The 20,736-nt window shown below is 39.8% G+C and carries 15 protein-coding genes and 1 CRISPR repeat array; all 15 genes read left to right on the top strand.

All coding sequences use genetic code 11. The annotated features are described in order from the left end of the window. The first annotated feature begins 216 nt into the window (after positions 1 to 216). The 15 genes from AC0L7T_RS02835 (at position 217) to AC0L7T_RS02765 (ending at position 20,732) form a co-directional block, all read left to right on the top strand. The gene (locus tag AC0L7T_RS02835) at positions 217 to 4,506 is read left to right on the top strand and encodes a DUF7507 domain-containing protein (RefSeq protein ID WP_473340959.1); all 4,290 of its coding nucleotides are present in this window, start codon (positions 217 to 219) and stop codon (positions 4,504 to 4,506) included. Positions 4,507 to 4,864: 358 nt separating this feature from the next. Next, a CRISPR array of direct repeats spans positions 4,865 to 7,468; the repeat unit is 37 nt; unit sequence GTCCGAGAGATACATCCATTACAACAAGGATTAAGAC. Positions 7,469 to 7,536: 68 nt separating this feature from the next. Further along, the gene (gene tnpA, locus AC0L7T_RS02830) at positions 7,537 to 7,839 is read left to right on the top strand and encodes an IS66 family insertion sequence element accessory protein TnpA (RefSeq protein ID WP_473337686.1); all 303 of its coding nucleotides are present in this window, start codon (positions 7,537 to 7,539) and stop codon (positions 7,837 to 7,839) included. 3 nt (positions 7,840 to 7,842) lie between these two features. Then, complete coding sequence (gene tnpB / locus AC0L7T_RS02825; protein ID WP_473337684.1) at positions 7,843 to 8,190, top strand: IS66 family insertion sequence element accessory protein TnpB; 348 nt, start codon at positions 7,843 to 7,845, stop codon at positions 8,188 to 8,190. A 75-nt stretch (positions 8,191 to 8,265) separates the two neighbouring features. Next, positions 8,266 to 9,807 carry an IS66 family transposase gene (gene tnpC, locus AC0L7T_RS02820; RefSeq protein WP_473337683.1) on the top strand — a complete coding sequence of 514 codons (1,542 nt, stop codon included), beginning with the start codon at positions 8,266 to 8,268 and terminating at the stop codon, positions 9,805 to 9,807. 617 nt (positions 9,808 to 10,424) lie between these two features. Continuing rightward, positions 10,425 to 11,444, top strand: a complete 1,020-nt coding sequence (locus AC0L7T_RS02815) for a helix-turn-helix transcriptional regulator (protein WP_473340958.1) — start codon at positions 10,425 to 10,427, stop codon at positions 11,442 to 11,444. Between the two features lie 248 nt (positions 11,445 to 11,692). Beyond that, on the top strand, positions 11,693 to 11,983 hold the full coding sequence (locus AC0L7T_RS02810; protein ID WP_473340957.1) for an HNH endonuclease: 291 nt from the start codon (positions 11,693 to 11,695) through the stop codon (positions 11,981 to 11,983). Continuing rightward, the gene (locus AC0L7T_RS02805; protein WP_473340956.1) at positions 11,980 to 12,546 is read left to right on the top strand and encodes a hypothetical protein; all 567 of its coding nucleotides are present in this window, start codon (positions 11,980 to 11,982) and stop codon (positions 12,544 to 12,546) included. Before AC0L7T_RS02810 ends, AC0L7T_RS02805 begins: the two co-directional genes overlap by 4 nt. Positions 12,547 to 12,549: 3 nt before the next feature. Continuing rightward, entirely contained in the window at positions 12,550 to 13,548 is a 999-nt protein-coding gene (locus AC0L7T_RS02800) for a DUF4407 domain-containing protein (RefSeq protein ID WP_473340955.1), read from the top strand. Positions 13,549 to 13,757: 209 nt separating this feature from the next. Next, positions 13,758 to 14,288 carry a hypothetical protein gene (locus AC0L7T_RS02795; protein WP_473340954.1) on the top strand — a complete coding sequence of 177 codons (531 nt, stop codon included), beginning with the start codon at positions 13,758 to 13,760 and terminating at the stop codon, positions 14,286 to 14,288. A 344-nt stretch (positions 14,289 to 14,632) separates the two neighbouring features. Continuing rightward, the gene (locus AC0L7T_RS02790; RefSeq protein ID WP_473340953.1) at positions 14,633 to 15,319 is read left to right on the top strand and encodes a CRISPR-associated endonuclease Cas6; all 687 of its coding nucleotides are present in this window, start codon (positions 14,633 to 14,635) and stop codon (positions 15,317 to 15,319) included. Further along, positions 15,316 to 16,893 (top strand): Cas10/Cmr2 second palm domain-containing protein, encoded by a 1,578-nt coding sequence (locus AC0L7T_RS02785; protein WP_473340952.1) that lies wholly within the window; start codon positions 15,316 to 15,318, stop codon positions 16,891 to 16,893. Before AC0L7T_RS02790 ends, AC0L7T_RS02785 begins: the two co-directional genes overlap by 4 nt. Beyond that, positions 16,874 to 17,443 carry an RAMP superfamily CRISPR-associated protein gene (locus AC0L7T_RS02780; RefSeq protein ID WP_473340951.1) on the top strand — a complete coding sequence of 190 codons (570 nt, stop codon included), beginning with the start codon at positions 16,874 to 16,876 and terminating at the stop codon, positions 17,441 to 17,443. Before AC0L7T_RS02785 ends, AC0L7T_RS02780 begins: the two co-directional genes overlap by 20 nt. Beyond that, on the top strand, positions 17,440 to 18,945 hold the full coding sequence (locus AC0L7T_RS02775) for a hypothetical protein (RefSeq protein WP_473340950.1): 1,506 nt from the start codon (positions 17,440 to 17,442) through the stop codon (positions 18,943 to 18,945). The genes AC0L7T_RS02780 and AC0L7T_RS02775 overlap by 4 nt, the downstream gene beginning before the upstream one ends. 2 nt (positions 18,946 to 18,947) lie before the next feature. Continuing rightward, a complete protein-coding gene (locus AC0L7T_RS02770; protein ID WP_473340949.1) occupies positions 18,948 to 20,300 on the top strand; it encodes an RAMP superfamily CRISPR-associated protein in 1,353 nt (450 codons plus the stop codon). A gap of 9 nt (positions 20,301 to 20,309) precedes the next feature. Beyond that, positions 20,310 to 20,732, top strand: a complete 423-nt coding sequence (locus AC0L7T_RS02765; protein ID WP_473340948.1) for a TIGR04423 family type III CRISPR-associated protein — start codon at positions 20,310 to 20,312, stop codon at positions 20,730 to 20,732. Positions 20,733 to 20,736: the final 4 nt, after the last annotated feature.

The following is a 20,736-nucleotide window of genomic DNA, read 5'->3' as shown; positions in this document are numbered from 1 at the left end:
TAAATAATTCAGCATGCATTTTTTCAATAGAAAAATTAAAGGCCACACCAAATTTACGCTCTTTTCACGGTAGCCCCTCCACTAAATAATAAAAAACATCCCCCAGTTTAAACCCATGTTAAATTTTTAGTTATCTTAGAAGCTTATTTTATAGTGGCTCTAGGCCAGTATTTTTCTTTATCTTTTGGCTTGGCATTTTTTTTATAGCTGAATTCAATGACAGTAAATAACTCATCATCTTATACAGGGAGAACCATCTCCCTCCTGTTATGGGCCTCATTTTTGTTGGTCGTACAATCGGTTTCGGTATACGCTCAAATTGCCAATCAGGTACCCTTTAAGCATAGGGTTGGCAATAATCCTCCTGCAGATGGGGTTTTTCACATCAAAGGAGATTTTACAATAATCGGGAACACCAACCTAAACATCGTTACAGATTCCGAGATTAACGACAACTCTTTTAATTTCATGGAATTTATAGATGTGGATGAAAACCCTGAAACTTTCAATTCCTCATCTGCAACCTTAATGTTTTCCCAAGAAAACGGAGCCGATTCCAACTGTTCTGAAGTTTTGTATGCAGGACTTTACTGGACTGGAAAATTGGACATGAGGCAGGGGTTCGGTTATGATTTGACAAAAAACATCACCTCTGACGCCATCAAGGAAGTAGAGGAAGAGGAACAATTTGTAAAGATAGGGGAAAAGATAAACCACAGTTCTTATTCCATGACCTATGATGTAGCCCGTGACAGTAAAGGAAAGGACTACCCCATTTACCATATTTATAATACTGAAGGTCAGGAAATAAAGATAACCTTCCCGAATGACACAACGGAAAAGGTGACTTATAAAATTGGGACAAAGGATTGGAAAGAGGTAGAAAATGAAACCAAAATTTTAGGGGAATATTTAGCTACTGCCACTTTTGACCCAATTTTGATTGAAGACAACGGAATTGTTATTGCTATTCACACCATAAAACGCACCTTGCCTAATGAATTTTCGACCCTGAAACCAAATGATATCATAGTGGAACTGACCATTTCAGGAAGCTATTATCCAATTTATCCGCACACAGTAAGTTTTGACAAGAGAAAGGTGAAACTCAAAGGCCCCGAAGCGACCGAATACACTGAGATAAACGCCCAGGGAAATGGCATTATATTCCCTTACGATAAATTTGAAGACATGTACGTCGGTTATGCGGATGTTACAGACCTGGTAAAAAGCCAGGGCCCCGGAGCGTATACATTGGCTGATTTGGCAATAATAGAAGGCAAGGGGAACAATACTGGTTATTTTGGAAACTGGGGAATGATTGTCATCTACCAAAACCCAAAAATGGATTGGCGAGACGTCAGTATTTTTGATGGCTATTCCTATGTGCAATCCTTAGATGGAGAAGCACATGTTGGTGAAATTGAAATCACTGGATTTGAAACCATCAATAAGGGCTTGGTAAATCTAAAACTAGGCGTGATGGCCTCCGAAGGTGACCGCACAATTGAAGGGGATTTTTTAGAAATAATGGATCAAAACGGCGATTGGGTTGGACTGCATCATCCATTTAATACTGAAAGCAATTTTTTCAATTCATCTATCTACACTCCTGTAGAAGACAAAGAAGGGAATTTGATGGAAACCCCAAGGAACCCAAGCCTGTCACACAACGCCGGTGCTGATTTTATTCAATGGGAGGTTCCCAATCCAGACAATTCAATAATTGCAAATGAGCAAAAATCTTTCCGGTTTCGCTTTGGCACAAAACAGGACAAATATGCCCTTTTTGCATTCGCTTTCTCGGCACCATCTTATACCCCTGAGATACAAGCCCTCAATCAAATAAAGGAAATTGAAGGCGAGGCTCCAGGTGAAGATCCTTCTATTGAACCAGGTCAGGAAATCACTTATACCTTGGAAATTCGAAACCGTGGAACTGAAGCTTCTGAAGAAAATACAATCACTATTCCATTGCCCCTTACAGCAACTTTCGTAGAGGCCAACATCTTGCCATTGGATTATGGGACAGTCACTTTTAACCCGGATGTGGGAGTAGCTGGTGCTATCATATGGGAAATTGGAGAGATTCCATTGCTAGAAGACCTCAATGAAATAGTAGCGACACTGGAATACAAATTGAAGCTCACTGAGGAATGCTTTTTTTGGGCCAACAACAACTGCGAGGTCATGATGTCCATCGATGGCAGCATGTCAGGAATAGGGGCAATTTCGAAAAGCACTTATTCCAATGCGCCATTTTTTCAGGGCTTTATGGAAGAAGAATGTTCCGGTGAAAGAATCTATGGCCCAATAGAAATCCCAATTGAAGGGAAAGCTGAATTTGCCGCAACCCACTGCAGTGATCAGGAAGGTTTTTCTACATTAGGCCCTATCCAACTACCCGACTTTTGTCAGGGAGATCCACCTATTGAATTGAGTTCCTTTATCCCCACAAGTCAGGAAGGCTTGACCTTGTATTTTTACGCACAGGAAGAAGGTGGTGAGGGATCTCTTACTTATCAAGTGAATACTGCATTGCCAGGCCAAGAGCAAATCTGGGTTGCAGAAGGTCCCTTAAGCTCCTGTACAGGAATACGCACTCCTTTAACACTATCCGTTGTAAAGCGTGCTCCTCTTCCTAGTATTCAAAATTTGATGGTTTGTCAATTCTCTGAAACCAAGGATTTCTTAGCCCACAAATTTTGGGATTATACACTGCATTTTTACGAAAATGATGATCCTCTAAGCTTGCCTTTGACCGATATCCCCAGTATTGATCCTTTGGAGGTAGGTGTATTCAGCGCCTGGGTTAGCCAATCTCGGGAAGGTGAATGCGAGAGCCATCGGATACCTGTATACATAACGGTGGAAGATTGCAGTTTTTACCCTAGCATAGCAATTGTGAAAACGGCAGATGTAGCAACTTTCAGCCAATTAAATGACAAAATTAACTATACACTCGAGGTAACCAACCCTCGAAAAGTACCACTAATAGATGTGATTGTCCACGATGACCTTACGAATGAATCGTGGGAGATACCTTACCTAGATATCAATGAAACCAAGGTCTTCACTACCAGTTACATCATCACCAGCAATGACATAAACCATGGGGTTGTCCAAAATTTCGCTTCTGTTACGGCGCTAACAGAAAATGGGGGCTTTGTGAATGACATGGACCTTGCAGAAGTAAGGGCATTAATTTATCAGGATGGTTTTCTCGACCATGTAGTTACAGCCTACCCAGAAAACTGCACCAGTGATGAGGTAGCCTTAGGGACCGTAGAAATACAGTTCCCAACCTATACTCCTCAGACGGGTACATACTTGTTAAAAAGAAAGGAAGATGGGCAGGAATTTTCTGGAGAATTTCAAAATGTTATTCGCATGCGGATAGCTGTTCCTCATGGGGAATACATTTTATTGATGAATGACGTTAATGGAAATCCTTTTAATGTAGCGGGTAGTTTTTTAGTAGAGAAAATGAAAATGGTGGACTTTTCCATACCCACTGAAATCAATACATGTTATCCCCACATGCTCGTCCCTGAATCTACGCTATCCTTAACTTACCGCCTTGAAGCACCTAGCGGAGCCATTGTTAACCAAAATACACAGGGAGGCTTCGACCTTTCAGAATCAGGCTTATACCTTATAAGGGGCACAGACAATACGGGCGTATACTGCCCTTTGGAGAAAACGTTTCAGGCTGATATAAGCCTTCCTCAAAACATCGCATTAGATTTAGCCCCTTTTTGTCGGGATGATATTTTTACCACCCTTAGCTTGCAGCAAGACCCCGCCAATTTAAAAGTGCATTGGTACCGAATAGGCTCACAGGAATCCATCCATTTATCAGCTTACGACAATAACCCCACCCTTACCATCCAAGAATCCGGCTTGTATGAAGTGACTTTGACCAGTGAGGAAGGTTGCATGGTCGGAAGAGCACAAATGGAAGTAATTCAATCCTTCTCTGAAATGCCACCCTTGCAGGAACTCTATTCAATATGCCTTGACAGAAATTTAATGGTACTGATAGATATCGGAAATAATTTCACCAATAGCCAATGGTTATTGGATGGCATCACGATTGGCACCGGCTCCATTTTCTCTCCAACAAAGGCTGGGAATTACAGTCTTTTGGCCAAAGATGAGCAAGGCTGTGAATTCTTTGTGGATTTTGAGGTCGAAGACGTTTGCAATGCGATGGTAAGCTACCCAACCGCCATCCTTCCGGGAGACTCACAAAGACCCTTCCTTATCTATCCGAACAATTTAGCCACGGAAATGGAAGTATTTATCCACAACCGCTGGGGGGAATTGATCTATTATTGTGAAGACAAAAACCCCCAGGCAAAACAACCCTCCAGATGTATTTGGGATGGATTCTATCACAACCAAAAGGTTCCCGGTGGAAACTACTCCGTAATCATTCAGTATAAAAACAAGAAAGACAAGCTGCTGACTACAGAAAAGGGAATCATTACGGTCATTGAATAGCAATGGGGTGAATGTATCAGCTTGATAGAAAAAGTGATCTGGGCGATTCCTGTGCCGAGTCGAGAAGATTACGGTCCGGATGAACTCAGCCGAGGCACAACCTGCCGGTTCCTGAGCGGAGTCGGGGGATAGGCGTTACGTCCTCGTCACCCTATGGCTTCGGCTCCGCTCAGCCGCCGAATTTTGCGTTCTTCCAAAAATTAAAGTAGCACTGATTTAAATTTGGATTAGTATCAAAAAGCCACTAGATTTACTAGTGAGGAATTCAGAAGAGAGTGTTTATGAAGGCTAAAACAAGGAGAAATCCAGCTAGAGAAGAGGGTAACAAAAAGAATTTCAACCGATTACAGATTCAGCAGTCCGAGAGATACATCCATTACAACAAGGATTAAGACATTATCCTGCCTGGCCATGGATCCAATCTTCCCGACGTCCGAGAGATACATCCATTACAACAAGGATTAAGACAAGAAAATGATCTACCTAAAATGGTAGATCATCCTTGTCCGAGAGATACATCCATTACAACAAGGATTAAGACCCTTTACCATTAACTTGATATATAATAACAGGGTCGGTCCGAGAGATACATCCATTACAACAAGGATTAAGACATAAAATGTGCAGGCCCTATCGTTTGTAGGAAGATAGTCCGAGAGATACATCCATTACAACAAGGATTAAGACTATGTTGTTCCGTAGCTTGCGGTTACTTCTACTCTAAGTCCGAGAGATACATCCATTACAACAAGGATTAAGACGTGGCTAATTTTTCTGACAAGTGATAGCCATGTAGGGTCCGAGAGATACATCCATTACAACAAGGATTAAGACACGATAAACGTTATATCGTAGTTCGATAGATTTGCGTCCGAGAGATACATCCATTACAACAAGGATTAAGACTTTGATATCAGTGTAATTCGGAAAGAAAAGCCCGAAGTCCGAGAGATACATCCATTACAACAAGGATTAAGACCTTTCAATTGTGTCTGCCTCGACCACTAATCTTCTGTCCGAGAGATACATCCATTACAACAAGGATTAAGACTCGGTGAATTTTAATCCAGCCTCAATGGTTGGTGCAAGTCCGAGAGATACATCCATTACAACAAGGATTAAGACTAACTACTAATGATATATCTGGTATTATATTACGTACAGTCCGAGAGATACATCCATTACAACAAGGATTAAGACTTTTAAACGCGTGTTGCCTGCTTTAGGCGTGACCGTTGTCCGAGAGATACATCCATTACAACAAGGATTAAGACCACGGAATCAAAATCCAAGTCCTCAATAGTAGAAAGCGTCCGAGAGATACATCCATTACAACAAGGATTAAGACTACAAACTTTTTGTTATCTTGGATCAGCTTTTCAAGTCCGAGAGATACATCCATTACAACAAGGATTAAGACGGTTCGTGTCCTGAACTATTCCCGATTAGCTTATTGTGTCCGAGAGATACATCCATTACAACAAGGATTAAGACGGTATAAATCGAATGGTTCGTTAAAATTGACTAATGTCCGAGAGATACATCCATTACAACAAGGATTAAGACGTTAACTCCTTCTATTTTTGAGATACCATAATCTACAGTCCGAGAGATACATCCATTACAACAAGGATTAAGACATGGAAACCAAATCTCCCTCAACAAATTTTAAACCAGGTCCGAGAGATACATCCATTACAACAAGGATTAAGACAACCTCATCTATAATCATAATCAATGATGTCATTTGTCCGAGAGATACATCCATTACAACAAGGATTAAGACCTTTCAATTGTGTCTGCCTCGACCACTAATCTTCTGTCCGAGAGATACATCCATTACAACAAGGATTAAGACTCGGTGAATTTTAATCCAGCCTCAATGGTTGGTGCAAGTCCGAGAGATACATCCATTACAACAAGGATTAAGACTAACTACTAATGATATATCTGGTATTATATTACGTACAGTCCGAGAGATACATCCATTACAACAAGGATTAAGACTTTTAAACGCGTGTTGCCTGCTTTAGGCGTGACCGTTGTCCGAGAGATACATCCATTACAACAAGGATTAAGACGACCCGGTATCAACCCAATCATACTCTACATTCTTAGTCCGAGAGATACATCCATTACAACAAGGATTAAGACCACGGAATCAAAATCCAAGTCCTCAATAGTAGAAAGCGTCCGAGAGATACATCCATTACAACAAGGATTAAGACACACATTACAGAAGAATTTACCACCTTCTTTCATTTGTCCGAGAGATACATCCATTACAACAAGGATTAAGACGATAAAGTGGTAAGATTGTGAGCTTTTTTGAATTGTGTCCGAGAGATACATCCATTACAACAAGGATTAAGACTAACACAACAGGTAAGAAAGGAAACCCTTTTCTTGTCGTCCGAGAGATACATCCATTACAACAAGGATTAAGACACACATTACAGAAGAATTTACCACCTTCTTTCATTTGTCCGAGAGATACATCCATTACAACAAGGATTAAGACGATAAAGTGGTAAGATTGTGAGCTTTTTTGAATTGTGTCCGAGAGATACATCCATTACAACAAGGATTAAGACAATTACATTTTCAGCTTTAAGAGCCGTTACGACTCTGTCCGAGAGATACATCCATTACAACAAGGATTAAGACAACTTCCAGCTCGTAGTGTTGATTGATGCTTTCATAAGTCCGAGAGATACATCCATTACAACAAGGATTAAGACTTTATCTCCTTTACTATTTATGAATTCATAACCTATAGTCCGAGAGATACATCCATTACAACAAGGATTAAGACGATGTCCATTTGGTCATAACTAAAAACTTAATCAGGTCCGAGAGATACATCCATTACAACAAGGATTAAGACTAGGTTGAAATTTAATTAATGCTTCTTCAATTGTAAATGTCCGAGAGATACATCCATTACAACAAGGATTAAGACGTGTTTATTTGTATCCGTCCGATAAACTACATCTTTTAGTATTGAAGATCTGTTGCTAAACTTGTGTCATGAAAAGACAGACAGAAGGCAATATGCGTAAACTATATCAAGAATGGTTATCCTCAGGGGTTAGTAAGTCAGAATTTGCCGACATGCATGGGATAGTTCGGACAACTTTTTATTATTGGACCAAAAAATTCAGCACAAAGGAAGAAGAATCCACCGAAGGAAAAGGCTTTCAATTGCTAGATCCGGTTCCTTCTGTTGGTCGACATGGTCGTGTAATAGCCCATATTCATTACCCTTCAGGAGTTAGCCTGGAACTCTATGATGAGGTTTCACCCGAGTTTGTTAAAACCCTTCTTGGTTAACAAATGCTTGCCCTATCCTCTTCATGTCGTTACTTTTTATACGACAAGCCCACCGATATGCGTTTCGGTATCAATGCACTTTCTGGATTGGTACGCAACAAGCTGGGCTTTGACCCCATGAATGGAGATGTATTCATTTTCATAGGTAAACGTGGCAACCAAATCCGACTTTTGCAATGGGACAAAGATGGTTTTGCCTTATATATCAAAAAGTTGGAACGAGGTACTTTTGAGCGCCCTGTCCTTACCGGAACAGCCATCACAAGTAATCAACTTAGCTTCCTATTACAGGGGGTAAGGCTGGAATCGGTGCGCTACAGGACCCGATATACCCCGTCAAAAAGAGCCTAAAAAAAAGAATGATTTTGAAGTAAAAAAGTACCTCAAAACCACTTTAAACCCATTTTTTATACTTATTTTTATGTTATGGAAAATGAGACAATCGACTACAAAAAGCTATATGAGCAGGAGCTCAAGGCCCATCAGGAGTCTTTGTTGACCATCTCCGAAAAGGAGGAAAATCTCTCTATAAAACAGGAACTAATCGAGGACCTGCAACATGAACTTAACAAGCTTCGGAACGCTCTTTTCGGCAGTAAAAGTGAAAAGAGACCGGCTAATGTAGCAGAAGGTCAAATGGGCCTTTTTGAACTAGGTACGACTCAAGCTGTCCAGGAAGAGCTTTCAGAATCTGTATCTAGTGCAAAACAAAAGGCCAAACCAAAGAAAAGAGCCAAAGAAACTGGGCGTATGCCTCTTCCCGAAGACCTTAAAAGGGAAGAAGTGGTGATAGAACCAAACGAATCTACTGAAGGCTGTGTGCAGATAGGTCAGGAAGTAACCGAAGTATTGGAGGTAGTTCCGGCATCTTTTTATGTAAAACGTTACGTACGTCCAAAATACGCAAAACCAAATGGTGAGGGCATACTCATTGGTACCTTACCAGACAGAGTAATAGAAAAGGGAATACCTTCAGAATCTGTGATTGCCCAGCTTACCGTAGATAAATATGTCTATGGAATGCCACTACACAGGCAGCTGGACAAATACAGCAAGATGGGGGTAAGAATTCCAGCTTCAAGTGCCTCCGACTGGGTAATGAGGGGCTGGGAACATCTAGAACCACTATGGGAGTTGCTTCGCATGATGGTACTCTTGCAAAAGTACCTGCAAGTGGACGAAACACCCGTAAAAGTATTGGATAGAGATCACAAAAACGGTATTCATCAGGGATACATGTGGCTCTACCATGCACCGGTAGACCGCCTAGTACTCTTTGATTACAGAAGAGGTAGGGATCGATCGGGTCCCAAAGAAATGCTTTCTGACTTTAAAGGTATCATCCAAACGGATGGCTACAAGGTATATGATTCCCTTTATGGGAAACATGACACTATTCATTTAACTTTTTGTATGGCACATGCCAGACGCAAGTTTGTCGAAGCAATCAAGGACAATGAAAAACATGCGAACCATGTTCTAGATGAGATGCAACTACTCTACAAGCTGGAAGCACAGATGAGAGAAAAGGGGCTTGACTACCTACAGAGAACTCAGGAGAGAAAAGAGCATGCCACCCCTGTTCTGGACAGACTAGGACTATGGCTGGACAAACACCAGTACAGCCACAGACCAACAAGCCCAATGGGCAAAGCCATAGCATATGCCAGATCAAGATGGGTAGGATTGAGTGCCTATACACTACATGGACAAATGGAGATAGACAACAATCTGGTAGAAAATGCGGTTCGTCCATTAGCGATAGGACGTAAAGCGTACCTGTTTGCAGGATCACACAAAGCAGCAGAAATGACAGCAGCCATGTATTCTTTCATGGCCAGTTGCAAAAAGAACAAAGTTAATGAGTTTGAATGGCTCAAGGATGTATTCGAAAGAATCCAGAGCCACAAGCAAAAAGATCTCTATCAACTACTACCCTCTAATTGGGAGAAGTACAACGCTAAATAGTCCCTCAAAAAATAAAATCCCGCAATTCCAAATTATTCTATATGGGTTGCTCGGATGCTTACGTTTATTTCCGATGTGATGAATTTCATAAGAATTGTCAGAGAGACATCCCGATGCGCTGCACTTTCGGGATACAACAAGGAGGACCGAGCGTGAAGAAAAGTGCCAGCGAAGGCACTTTTTAGTGAGGGGCCAGGTGGCGATTGGAGCTGGAATAATTATCGCACTCTCCACAAAAAACATGAATATCAATGCATTTAATATTAAGTAGTTTTGGCTCGACCATAACTACTTATCCGGTTCCTAAGCGGAGCCGAAAGAGTAGGCATTGCGTGCTCGTCACCCTATGGCTTCGGCTCCGCACAGCCGCCGGGAGTGGTATTAGCGGGAAGAGGTTCTATTACACCTTTAATTTAGATTTCAATCAATCGCAAAGCAAAGTATAAAAGAACCCCCAAATTGTCACTTAGTATTTGTGAGGGGCTTACTTGGCTATAAGAGAATTTGTAATTAATATTATGCCTACTGTTTTAGGACAATACCAAACTTTCTAAACCAATTCAAGTCTTAATTCCATCCATCTTCAGCATTCGAACATATAAAACATCAGCCCAATTATGGCCATAAATAAACATGTTGACATTAGATTAAGGGTTCTTGATAAATGCTTGCGAAACAAAAGCGACAGGCATGATCTAGAGAAATTAACCAAGGCTTGTTCTCAAGCCTTGTACGAGTATGATGGTACACGAAGTATTTCCCCCAGACAGGTGCGAGACGACCTAAAATACATGGAAGGAGAGCAAGGGTATAGAGCCCCCATAGAAAAATACAAATCAATTCATTACCCCAGAAAAAAATTTTTCAGGTATTCCGACCCTGATTTTTCCATAAGTAAACAGCCTCTTTCCAGAGAGGATGCCCAACAGCTTCATGAGACTTTAGTCACCCTTAAGCGGTTTAAAGGCTTACCCCAGTTTGACTGGATTCAAGAACTATCCGTTAAACTGCAAAAATTAATTGATACCAAAACTTCAGAAGTCCCCATCATCAGTTTTGACAATAATTCGCGGATTAAGGGCCTGGAATGGATAGACCCGCTTTATCATGCCATTCTGAACAAACAACCATTAATTGTTACTTATACGCCATTTTTCCAAAGCAAAGAAACCCACCTCATCTCCCCTTATTTATTAAAAGAATTTAATAACCGATGGTTTGTTTTGACTAAAACAGACAAAAAGGATTTTTTAATTAACCTGGCATTGGATCGAATTTCATCCATTGCTTCTGGGGATTTTACATATGAGAGCTTAGATTTTAGTAATCCTGAGTCCTTTTTCGAACCAATCATTGGGGTTACCAACGATTTAAATGAACCCATTCAGGATATAGTCCTGAAAGTAGAAAAATCACTGTATCCTTATCTCCAGACGAAGCCTATTCATGCCTCTCAAACAGTTCTGGATCCGATCAATAAAGACTGGATTCGAATTTCCGTTTCAATCCGTGCCAATTACGAGTTTTTTTCATTAATTCTTTCACATGGCCCGAGAATCAAAGTAGTTTCGCCCGAAACCACTAAAAAAACCATTAAAAACATAATTAGTCAAATGCAACAAAGCTATTCTGTCTAATTTTAATCAGCTGATTTTCATTTGATTAAAAAATATTTTTACATGAAGGCCCACTTGTGAACATAGAGTTCACAAGTGGGCTTTTGCTTTGTAATCTCAATTAACAGAAACCAATCTTATCAAAGCCATGATCTTACATAAATTCAAATTCATCATGTAGTCTGATTCATCTGAAACGCTTAAGGATGGTATCAGGTAAAGAAATCAATTCATTACAAGTTTATACATCTAAAAGTTAGGAGGTAAAAATGACAACTACAAAAATAAAGCAAAAAGTTTCCTACGAAGAAAAATTATTAGCTCCCCAATGGAAAAAGTTAAGGGAAGCCATACTGATCAGGGACGGGCATAGCTGCCGGAGTTGCGGAAAGAACCACTCCTTACAGGTGCATCATCGTCAATACCACCGAGACAGGCAAACTGGAGAATGGAAAAAGCCATGGGAATACCATCCGGTATTTTTGGTGACCCTGTGTGACAGGTGTCATTATGAAGGACATACATCATTTTCAATACCAATTAAAGACATAACATCATGACAATATTTGATAGATTATTCAGAAAAAAAAGCCATACCCAAACCCACGCAGAAATGCGAGATTCAGCGGGTATAGCAAAAGATTTGTTTGTGGAGGATCGAGAGCCGGAAGAGGTAATGCAAGATATCGGCCAAACCAAAGCGCTAGAGTCGATCTCAGTGCTGGAAGAATTGCTTGGCCGTGACTACTTCGCCATGGGACGGAGAGTCGGCCTAGAAGACCACCACCCAGAGGTAATGGAGGAGCAACTGGATTTAATTGCCGCAGCCTTCCGCGAGGCTTACTACAGGGAAAAAGCAGCTACCCTAGATCGAATGGACACCTACAAGTTGGAGTTAAGTCCAAAAACGAAAGAAGTAATGCCATATCAGTATGCCCGCATAGAAAAAAAGGTAGAACAAGAGCAACGAAGACTGGAAGACATACAAATTCAGATCGATCTAGCAGCTTGCGGTGAAGGGTATATAGAGCAATCGGTACGGCAATTTAAAGCCGGTTTTAGAAAGGGTTACACCCTCTGGTTAGACGAAGAAATTGTTTTTAGAGAACGTAAATTACTATAGACCATGACTATTCAATTCTTTTCAAAAATATTCGGCTATGACCTGGAAATGGTCAAAAGGCAGCCTACAGCCAGTAGGCAAAAAATTGTAACGATGGGTAGCTTAATGTTAATCCCAGTAATGCTCTGGATGTTTTCCGGCTTTTACATCAGCAGGCATTTGATGGAAACAGGTTTATTGAGTAGCCTGGCGGTTGCTTTGGTATTAGGATTAATCATAGGTATTGTGGACCGAAGCTTTATCGCTACGCCTAAAATGAAAGGCGGTTATTTACTTCTTGTATACCGCCTTGGTTTCGCTGTTATTACCACAATCTTAGGTGCCTTGGCCATTGATCTAATGGTATTTGCCGGAGACCTTGAAGAATATCGGTCGGCACAACAAGAAAAGGCTTTCAAGGCCGAAAAAGCATCTTATATAGAGGGGTATTCCGATTCAAGGGAGGCTTTTGTAATGGCTTTAGAAAAAGCAACAAGTAAGGAAGAGAGGTACAAGCAATCCTATATAGATGAAATGGAGGGCGTAGGTGGCACTGGCACTTATGGGGAGGGAAAGGTGGCTCTAGCCAAGAAAAAAATGGCAACAAAAGCTGAAATAGAAACAGAACGTACCAGAGAAAGCTTGGAAGTCTTTGATAAAAAACTAGAAAAAGACGCTGAAATCCATGCTAAAAAAGTAACTGAAAAATCGGATGCAGCCATCTTGAGTAAAATCGAAGACCTGCATGCATACCTTAAGGATCGCCCTATAGGTGAACTGATTTATTGGGTGTTTTTTCTCTTTGTTTTTTTTCTGGAAGGCGCCTTTGTCGTGTATAAATTCGCTGCTTCCAAAAGCCTTTTTGAGGACATGTTGCTGGCAGAAGAAGAAATTGGAATGTATCGACTGATGCAGTTACGGGAAAGACGGCGAAAATATTCAGATGAGGATGCCCTACTAGGCCAATCAGCCGGAACGCTACGAAAAATGGCAGACGCTACGCCATCACGAAGAATCATATAAATGAGGCTGGCTTTTGGGGAAGATTTTTAAGATGATAAACTTTTTGCCCCCAAGTTGGCCTCTTTACCCTTCAAAACATAAAGCCGGTCAAGTGAACATAGAACTGACCCTCCTTGGAGTATAAAAAACAATGGAAGCAGTAACCCATAAAAAACGGGAGGAACCGAAAAGCCATACGAGTAGGGAAAAAATTAAATCAAAAAATAAACATGACAAAACTAAGCTTAACATTTATTGCCATTCTAATTTCTATAGGCACCTATGCCGGAGACGTATTGACCCTAACCAATTCCATGGTCTTTGAGGGTAAAATCACGAAAGTAAAAGATTGTACATTGGTATTTAAAACGGACAATGGAAAATTTCACATTCCTGCCACAGATGTGGCGTCTGTAGTTTTTGGTGACCACACTGATAAAGCATATACAAATTACCTTGAAAAAGTAAATGACGATCCGGGAAATTGCCTAAAAGCAAGATTGGATGCAGAGAACTATCATGGTAAAAAAAGTGGACACTTTGTTTTAGGAGTACTGTTTGGTCCATTTGCGATGATAGGAACAGCACTGGCAAACCCCAAGCCGAAAAAAGGGAAAAACACCTATTTATTCTCTGAAAACAAGGAACTATTTGACGACCCAATGTACCTAAGTTGTTACCGTAAAAGGGCCAAAGGTCAATTGATTGGTATGGAAGCACTGGGTTGGGGATCCTGGTTATTGCTACTACTGGTTTTATAATTAATTCTCAAGGCTGGGATGGAAAGTATACTGTTTGTTATGTCACAGATGCTTTCCACCTACCCGTTGGAATCAAACAGAAACCATTTTCCCGAAAAAATACCATGATCGGGGTATTTCATTTACAGTGAAAGTTAGTTTACTTTGAGATCACCTATAAAATAGTATTTGCAATAAAGAAGGAATTTCCATAGATTAATGCACCTCTTATAACTAACACAATCAATTCAACTTATTCAAGAATCTTATAAACTATAGATTCTTGCAAATCAGACATTTCGCTACGTTTATTAAAATAATAATATTTTATAGTAGGAAAATGTTTCAATAAATCCAAAGTAAACATGCCTAATATTAAGGTCATTAAAATTATTTTTGATACCATTCTTAAAACTCATGAAATCCCTGCTTTTCGAGGAGCTATAATAAATGTGGTAGGAAGGGAACATGTGATTTTCCATAATCACTTAGGAGATAAGCAATACCATTATGCCTATCCTTTGGTACAATACAAAACGCAAGGAAGAAATGCCGGCATAGTATGTATTGGTGATGGAGTCGATGAGATCCACCATTTTTTTACAAAAAATGAAGGCATGATTCGTCTGGGAAACCAGCAAAGATCACTACAAGTGGAACATGTAAAGTTAAATAAGTTTCAGGTAGAAGTAAGCGAAACAAGCACCCACTATCAAATTAAAAACTGGCTTGCCCTCAATGATAAAAATTACCAACGTTTCGAGCAACTTGAGCTTTTGCAGGAAAAGTTGGTCTTTCTGGAAAAAATTCTGATTGGCAATATTCTTTCCTTTGCGAAAGGGGTTGGGTGGACCGTAGATCAGCCGATACAAGCAAACATTACTGGCTTACCTGAGAGTAGTTGGGTACGGCACAAGGGCATCAAGCTAAAGGCCATGGACCTTACTTTTCGTTCCAATGTTTCCCTACCAGAAGATATCGGGCTCGGCAAAGGTGCCAGTACAGGATTCGGCACCCTTCAAAAAATAAAAAATAAAAATTTATCTATATGAGCAAGTATTTATATGGGGCCAGTATACAGGGCATCCAGAGTTTTATTTTTCAGACGAATAAGCTCAAAGAAATCGTTGGGGGGAGTGAATTGGTGGAGGAAATATGTACAAAAATGTTTTATGAATTTATTGATTCAGATGAATTAGATGAAAACATTATAGTCAGTGCTGCTGGGAATATAAAATATGTAGCAGATGAAGAAACCTGCAAAAAACTCGTCAAGGCTTTTCCAATGGAGGTAATGAATAAAGCTTCTGGGGTGACTGTAAGTCAATCGGTCATCAAGCTTGACGATAGTGTCCCTCTCTCAGTATCTATTAGTCAACTAGAAGAAAAACTAAAGGCGGAAAGGAATAAACCAAACATGCCATTGGAAGTGGGCTATATGGGACTTGAGAGGGCAAGAAGAACAGGGGGCGTGGCGGTAAATTTCAAGAAAAACAGAAAAGGAAACCTAGAAGCATTTTGTGAAAGCACTTTAAAAAAAGCTGAATTTCTTGATAAAAAACCACAAGAAGAATCTAAGCACACGACGCTATTCCGTAAAGTTTCTGGACTTACCGAAAACCCAAAAGAAATCACACTAGAAATTGAAGAGATCTGTAAAGGTCACAATAACTCCTGGATTGCTGTAGTGCATGCAGATGGAAATGGATTAGGGAATATTATCCGAGTGATGGGAGAAAAGCTAAAAGATAAAAATTCAGAAGAAAGTAAAGCTGCATTCCGTCAATTTTCACAGGCTTTAGACAAGGCTACTCAGGCAGCCGCTCAGTCTGCATTTTGGACTATATATAGTAAAGCTGAGGCATTTAATTCAGATAATAACCACACGGTACGTCCAATTATCTGCGGTGGTGATGATATCTCGATCATTATTAGGGCAGACTTAGCCTTGGAATTCACAGAGATATTCCTAAATGAATTCGAAGTTAAAACCAAAGAAGAATTTAAGGTCTTGGAAAAATATGATATTGATGAATTCAAAGAGGGAATTACTGCATGTGCCGGAATTGCCTATATCAAGGAGTCCTATCCATTACACTACGCCTTGAATCTATCAGAGACCCTATGTAAAGATGCCAAAAAACTAGTCAAAGAACATCACCTGAGACCGAACGGAATCCCTGAATCTGCCATTGCTTTCTATAAAGTACAAGAGTCATTTACGGATAAGATTTCAGTTCTGAAAGAGCGAACACTTTTAGCCACACAACAAGGTAAAACGCTTGATTACTATTATGGCCCTTATCTCCTAAGTGACATAAAAAATCTTCAAAAAAGATTGAGTGATTTAAGAAAGGAAGCCGATGATTCTCAAGAGGGCTCAAAGGCTATTGGAAAAATCAGAAGAGTGATTTCGGATTCCTTTAAAGACTTCTCTGTGGCTTTGTTCAATCTTCAACGAATGAAAACTATCAACAAAGATTTTTTTAGTAAGCTTCAACTGCAAAATGACTTAGATACATTAACCCTTTTGACAAAGGAAGATTTAGAACAAATAGCGGCAAAGTCGCAATTATTAGATTTAATCACTTTACATGGTTTCAGATATGGCACAAGGCACAATTGATTATAAAGTATACTTTCTAACTGATTGGCATGCTGGTTCGGGTCTAACTTCAGGCGCTGAAGCGGATGCTGTAGTAATCAAAGACAGTGAGGGATTCCCCTATATACCTGGCAAAACAATGAAAGGATTATTTGCTGATGCATTTCGAGATTTCCAGTCATTGGGCATAGATAAATTTACGAAAGAAAGCTACGATAGTCTTTTTGGCTTCATGGATGAGCAGACTAAAGCAACCTCTCCGAGTTCTCTATTCTTTTCAAACGCGTACTTACCAAAATCTGAAAAATCAGCGATCGGTTTCGATCAGGTAGATTACTTGTACCGAAATATAGCATCAACAGCTATCGAAGCTACTACTGGTGTGGCCAAGAAATCATCACTTAGGGTTATGGAGGTTTGTATTCCTATTTCTCTTGAGGGCTATATACTCGGTGCAAAAAATGCAGAAGAGCAACTAATTGCTCAACTGGCAAAGTATATAAGGACTATTGGAACCAACAGAAATAGAGGTCTAGGTAGATGTTCCATCAAAACTGAATCAATCAAATGAAAACGATATATTTTAACTGTACCCTTTTATCAGATGTCGTATTAAACAGCAAACTCGCAACAGAGGGGAATATGACCACCTTGGATTATATCCCCGGTAGTAATTTCCTCGGGATTGCTGCGAGACACCTTTATGGCAGACCTTCAGAGTCTGGCAAACTAACTCAAGAGGAAGCTTTTCAGGTATTTCATTCTGGGGAAGTGATTTTTGGAGATGGGAGGATTGCCACCAGTCTAAATGAAATTACTTACGCTGTCCCATTCTCTTTTTTTCAAGATAAATTACATTCCAATTTGGAGTCTGATCGAATTTATCTTCATCATTTAATTTCTAAGATAAACCTACCAAAAGATGAAAAAGACATTCCACTCCAATTACAGCAATCTCGTACAGGCTACATTTCATCCAAAGGAAACTTAGTCAAGGAGATTCAGAAAAAATTTAGTTTAAAATCTGCATATGATCGAGAATCAAGGACTTCCAAAACTGGAAAGATGTTTGGTTTTGAAGCACTTCCGGCTGGATCAAATTTTATTTTCTCTATACAGTCTGATAATTCTGGCTTGCTCGAAAAGGTGAAAAATGCAATAAAAGGGAATCAAAGTCTCGGAAAATCCAAAACAGCGGAGTTTGGTCAGGTAGAAATAAAACCAATAGAACCTATAACCCAAATCAATTCTTTCGATACCGATAATGAATTTGTACTGGTTTATGCAGAGAGTAACCTTTGTTTTTTTGACGAATCAGGACAGCCAACTTTCCAACCAACAGTTGAGGATTTGGGACTGAATGCTGGTAAAATAGAATGGGCAAAATCCCAGATCAGAACTTATAGCTATGCCCCCTGGAACGGCCAAAGAAAAACCACCTCCATGCAGCGTCATTGCATCCTAAAAGGCTCTGTTTTTTATGTCAAAGGAGCTTCATTAGATGAATCCTCTAAATACATCGGACACTATAATTCTGAAGGGTTAGGTAAGGTGATCTACAACCCAGAATTCTTAAAAGGAATTGACATCTCGGGTGAATCAAAATTAAAAATTAATTTAGATAAGGTACACTCTTCAGGAATTGAAAAAGGGACCATAACTACTCCATTATCAAAATTACTGGAGAAAAAACACCTCGATTCCAAAATAGAACTTATAACCTCTCAAGAAATCCATAAATATGTACACCACTTGGTTCCAAAGGAATACCCTAAACTTAAGGATGTTTCTGCAAGCCAATGGGGAAACATTCGATCTATATCTTCCCGAGAGAAAAGTCTAAAGGAAATCAAAGAAAAACTTTACGATGGCAAAAATGCCTACCTCACCCACGGTGTGTCTTTCGAGAAATGTTGGGGAAAAGATGGGAGTAGAAGATTAAATGATTTCAAAACAATCGTCTCAAAAGTTGAAAACCTAGACGCTTTTGGTAAAGAGGAATTAAAAGCTGATCTCAGAATTTTCATTTCCAAGTTTGCCGCTGAAATGGCAAAAACTTATAATAAACAGTAGCCATGTCCAAAACAATAATCAAATATATCGCGAGATTCTTATTGGAAGCTGAGACTCCTCTTTTTGTTGGATCTGGTAATTCCTCGCTATTGAAAGATGCCCTTGTACAAAAAGATGCCAATGGCTTTCCAATGATTCCGGGCACTTCTTTGACCGGGGTCCTGAGACATAGTTTTTCCAAACTTCAAACAGGTAAAAAGTTTATCGAAATTTTTGGAGACTCCAAAGGAGGAGATATGGGAACAGGCTCTTTGGTCAAAATCAGTCCTGCACTAATGATGCTAGATAAACAAACTGTGTCAGAAGGATTAATTCTAGATGATAAATGGGAGGCCTTGAAAGAGCAGTTCGATCATTTGCCGGTTCGGCAGCACGTCCGAATCACGGAAAAAGGGGTAGCGGAAAAAAATGGATTATTTGACAATGAAGTGATTTTTAAAGGAACACGGTTTGTTTTTGAGCTTGAGCTTACGGATTTGACAAATGACTTTCAAACAGAATGGAAGAAGCTTCTTGAAATCGTCCAAAGTCCGGATTTTAGGATTGGAGCAGGAATCCGCAACGGCTATGGAAGCCTAAGAGTATTAAAGATTCTAGATAAAAAATTTGACTTATGTACAGAACTACCTGAATTTTTGGAGTTTTCACCCTCCTTCAATGCCACAGACTGGAGTAAAATCAATGATGTAAATCAACCTTCGGATACTTCCAACGCCTCTAAAAATCATTTTCGATTGATCTTGACTCCCGATCCTTTTTTCATTTTCGGATCAGGCTTTGGTGATGATGAAGTAGATAAAACACCTTTAGAAGAAGAAATTGTCTTGTATAATGAAAGCGGAATCAGTTTTAGCAAACAAACCCTAATTCCCGGGTCTTCTCTGAAAGGTGCCATAGCCCATCGGGTAGCGTTCCATTGTAATAAAAAGAAGTTGGCTGAAGGAAACCCTACTAAAACTGGAAATGCCAATGAAGCTGTTGTAGCCCTTTTTGGAAAAGCGGGAAAAGACATCAGCGATCCTTCTGCTGGAAAAGTTTTTATTAATGATGTTTTTCTCTCCTCAGAGTCAGTCAAGAATGATAAGATATTCAATCATGTCGCAATCGATAGATTTACCGGTGGAGCCATGGAAGGCGCTTTGTTTTCGGAGAAAGTCAGCTACATCAATGATGAAAGTATGAAGATAGATGTATTCGTAGAAAAAACCGTTTCTGATGAGCATATGGCAGTTTTAGAGGAAACATTCATGGATATCTGTAGGGGCTTACTTCCCTTGGGAGGCATGACCACTAAGGGGCATGGTATTTTTACTGGCACCTTAATAATAAATCAAAAAGAAATTTATAGCTATTGATAATCAGCAATGAAGAACTATTTCAACCATAAAATCAACACCATCCAAGCTATTCCTGATCACAAATACACGGGATATTATTGGATGTCTGATAAGGACAAACCTGAAATGCTTTTTGATCAACCTTTTCCAAAAGAGAAGTTTGGTGAAGGTAAAAATCCTTTTTGTATAGAAGCTTTACTCTATTCACCAAAAGAGCAACTTTCTATACATATCCTGCATACTGGTCAGTATATAGTAAGCGCTTATGAACTAGGTAAGCTCAAGGGGCTAGAAATAGAAGAGAAATCCTTTCTACCCCATAAGCTTGAAAATGTCGGAAAAGTTTTATTCAAACAAGTTTGGGAAGAAGTTCCCTTACCAGTTGATGAGCAAGAAAGCATGCCTACACTTGAGCCGTCTGCTTTAATTTTCTGTGGATTTAAATATTAAGAAA

The sequence above is a fragment of the Cyclobacterium sp. 10D3-21 genome (assembly GCF_055809755.1).
Note: the sequence above shows the minus strand (reverse complement) of the source record. Positions and strands in the feature narration are given on the sequence as shown.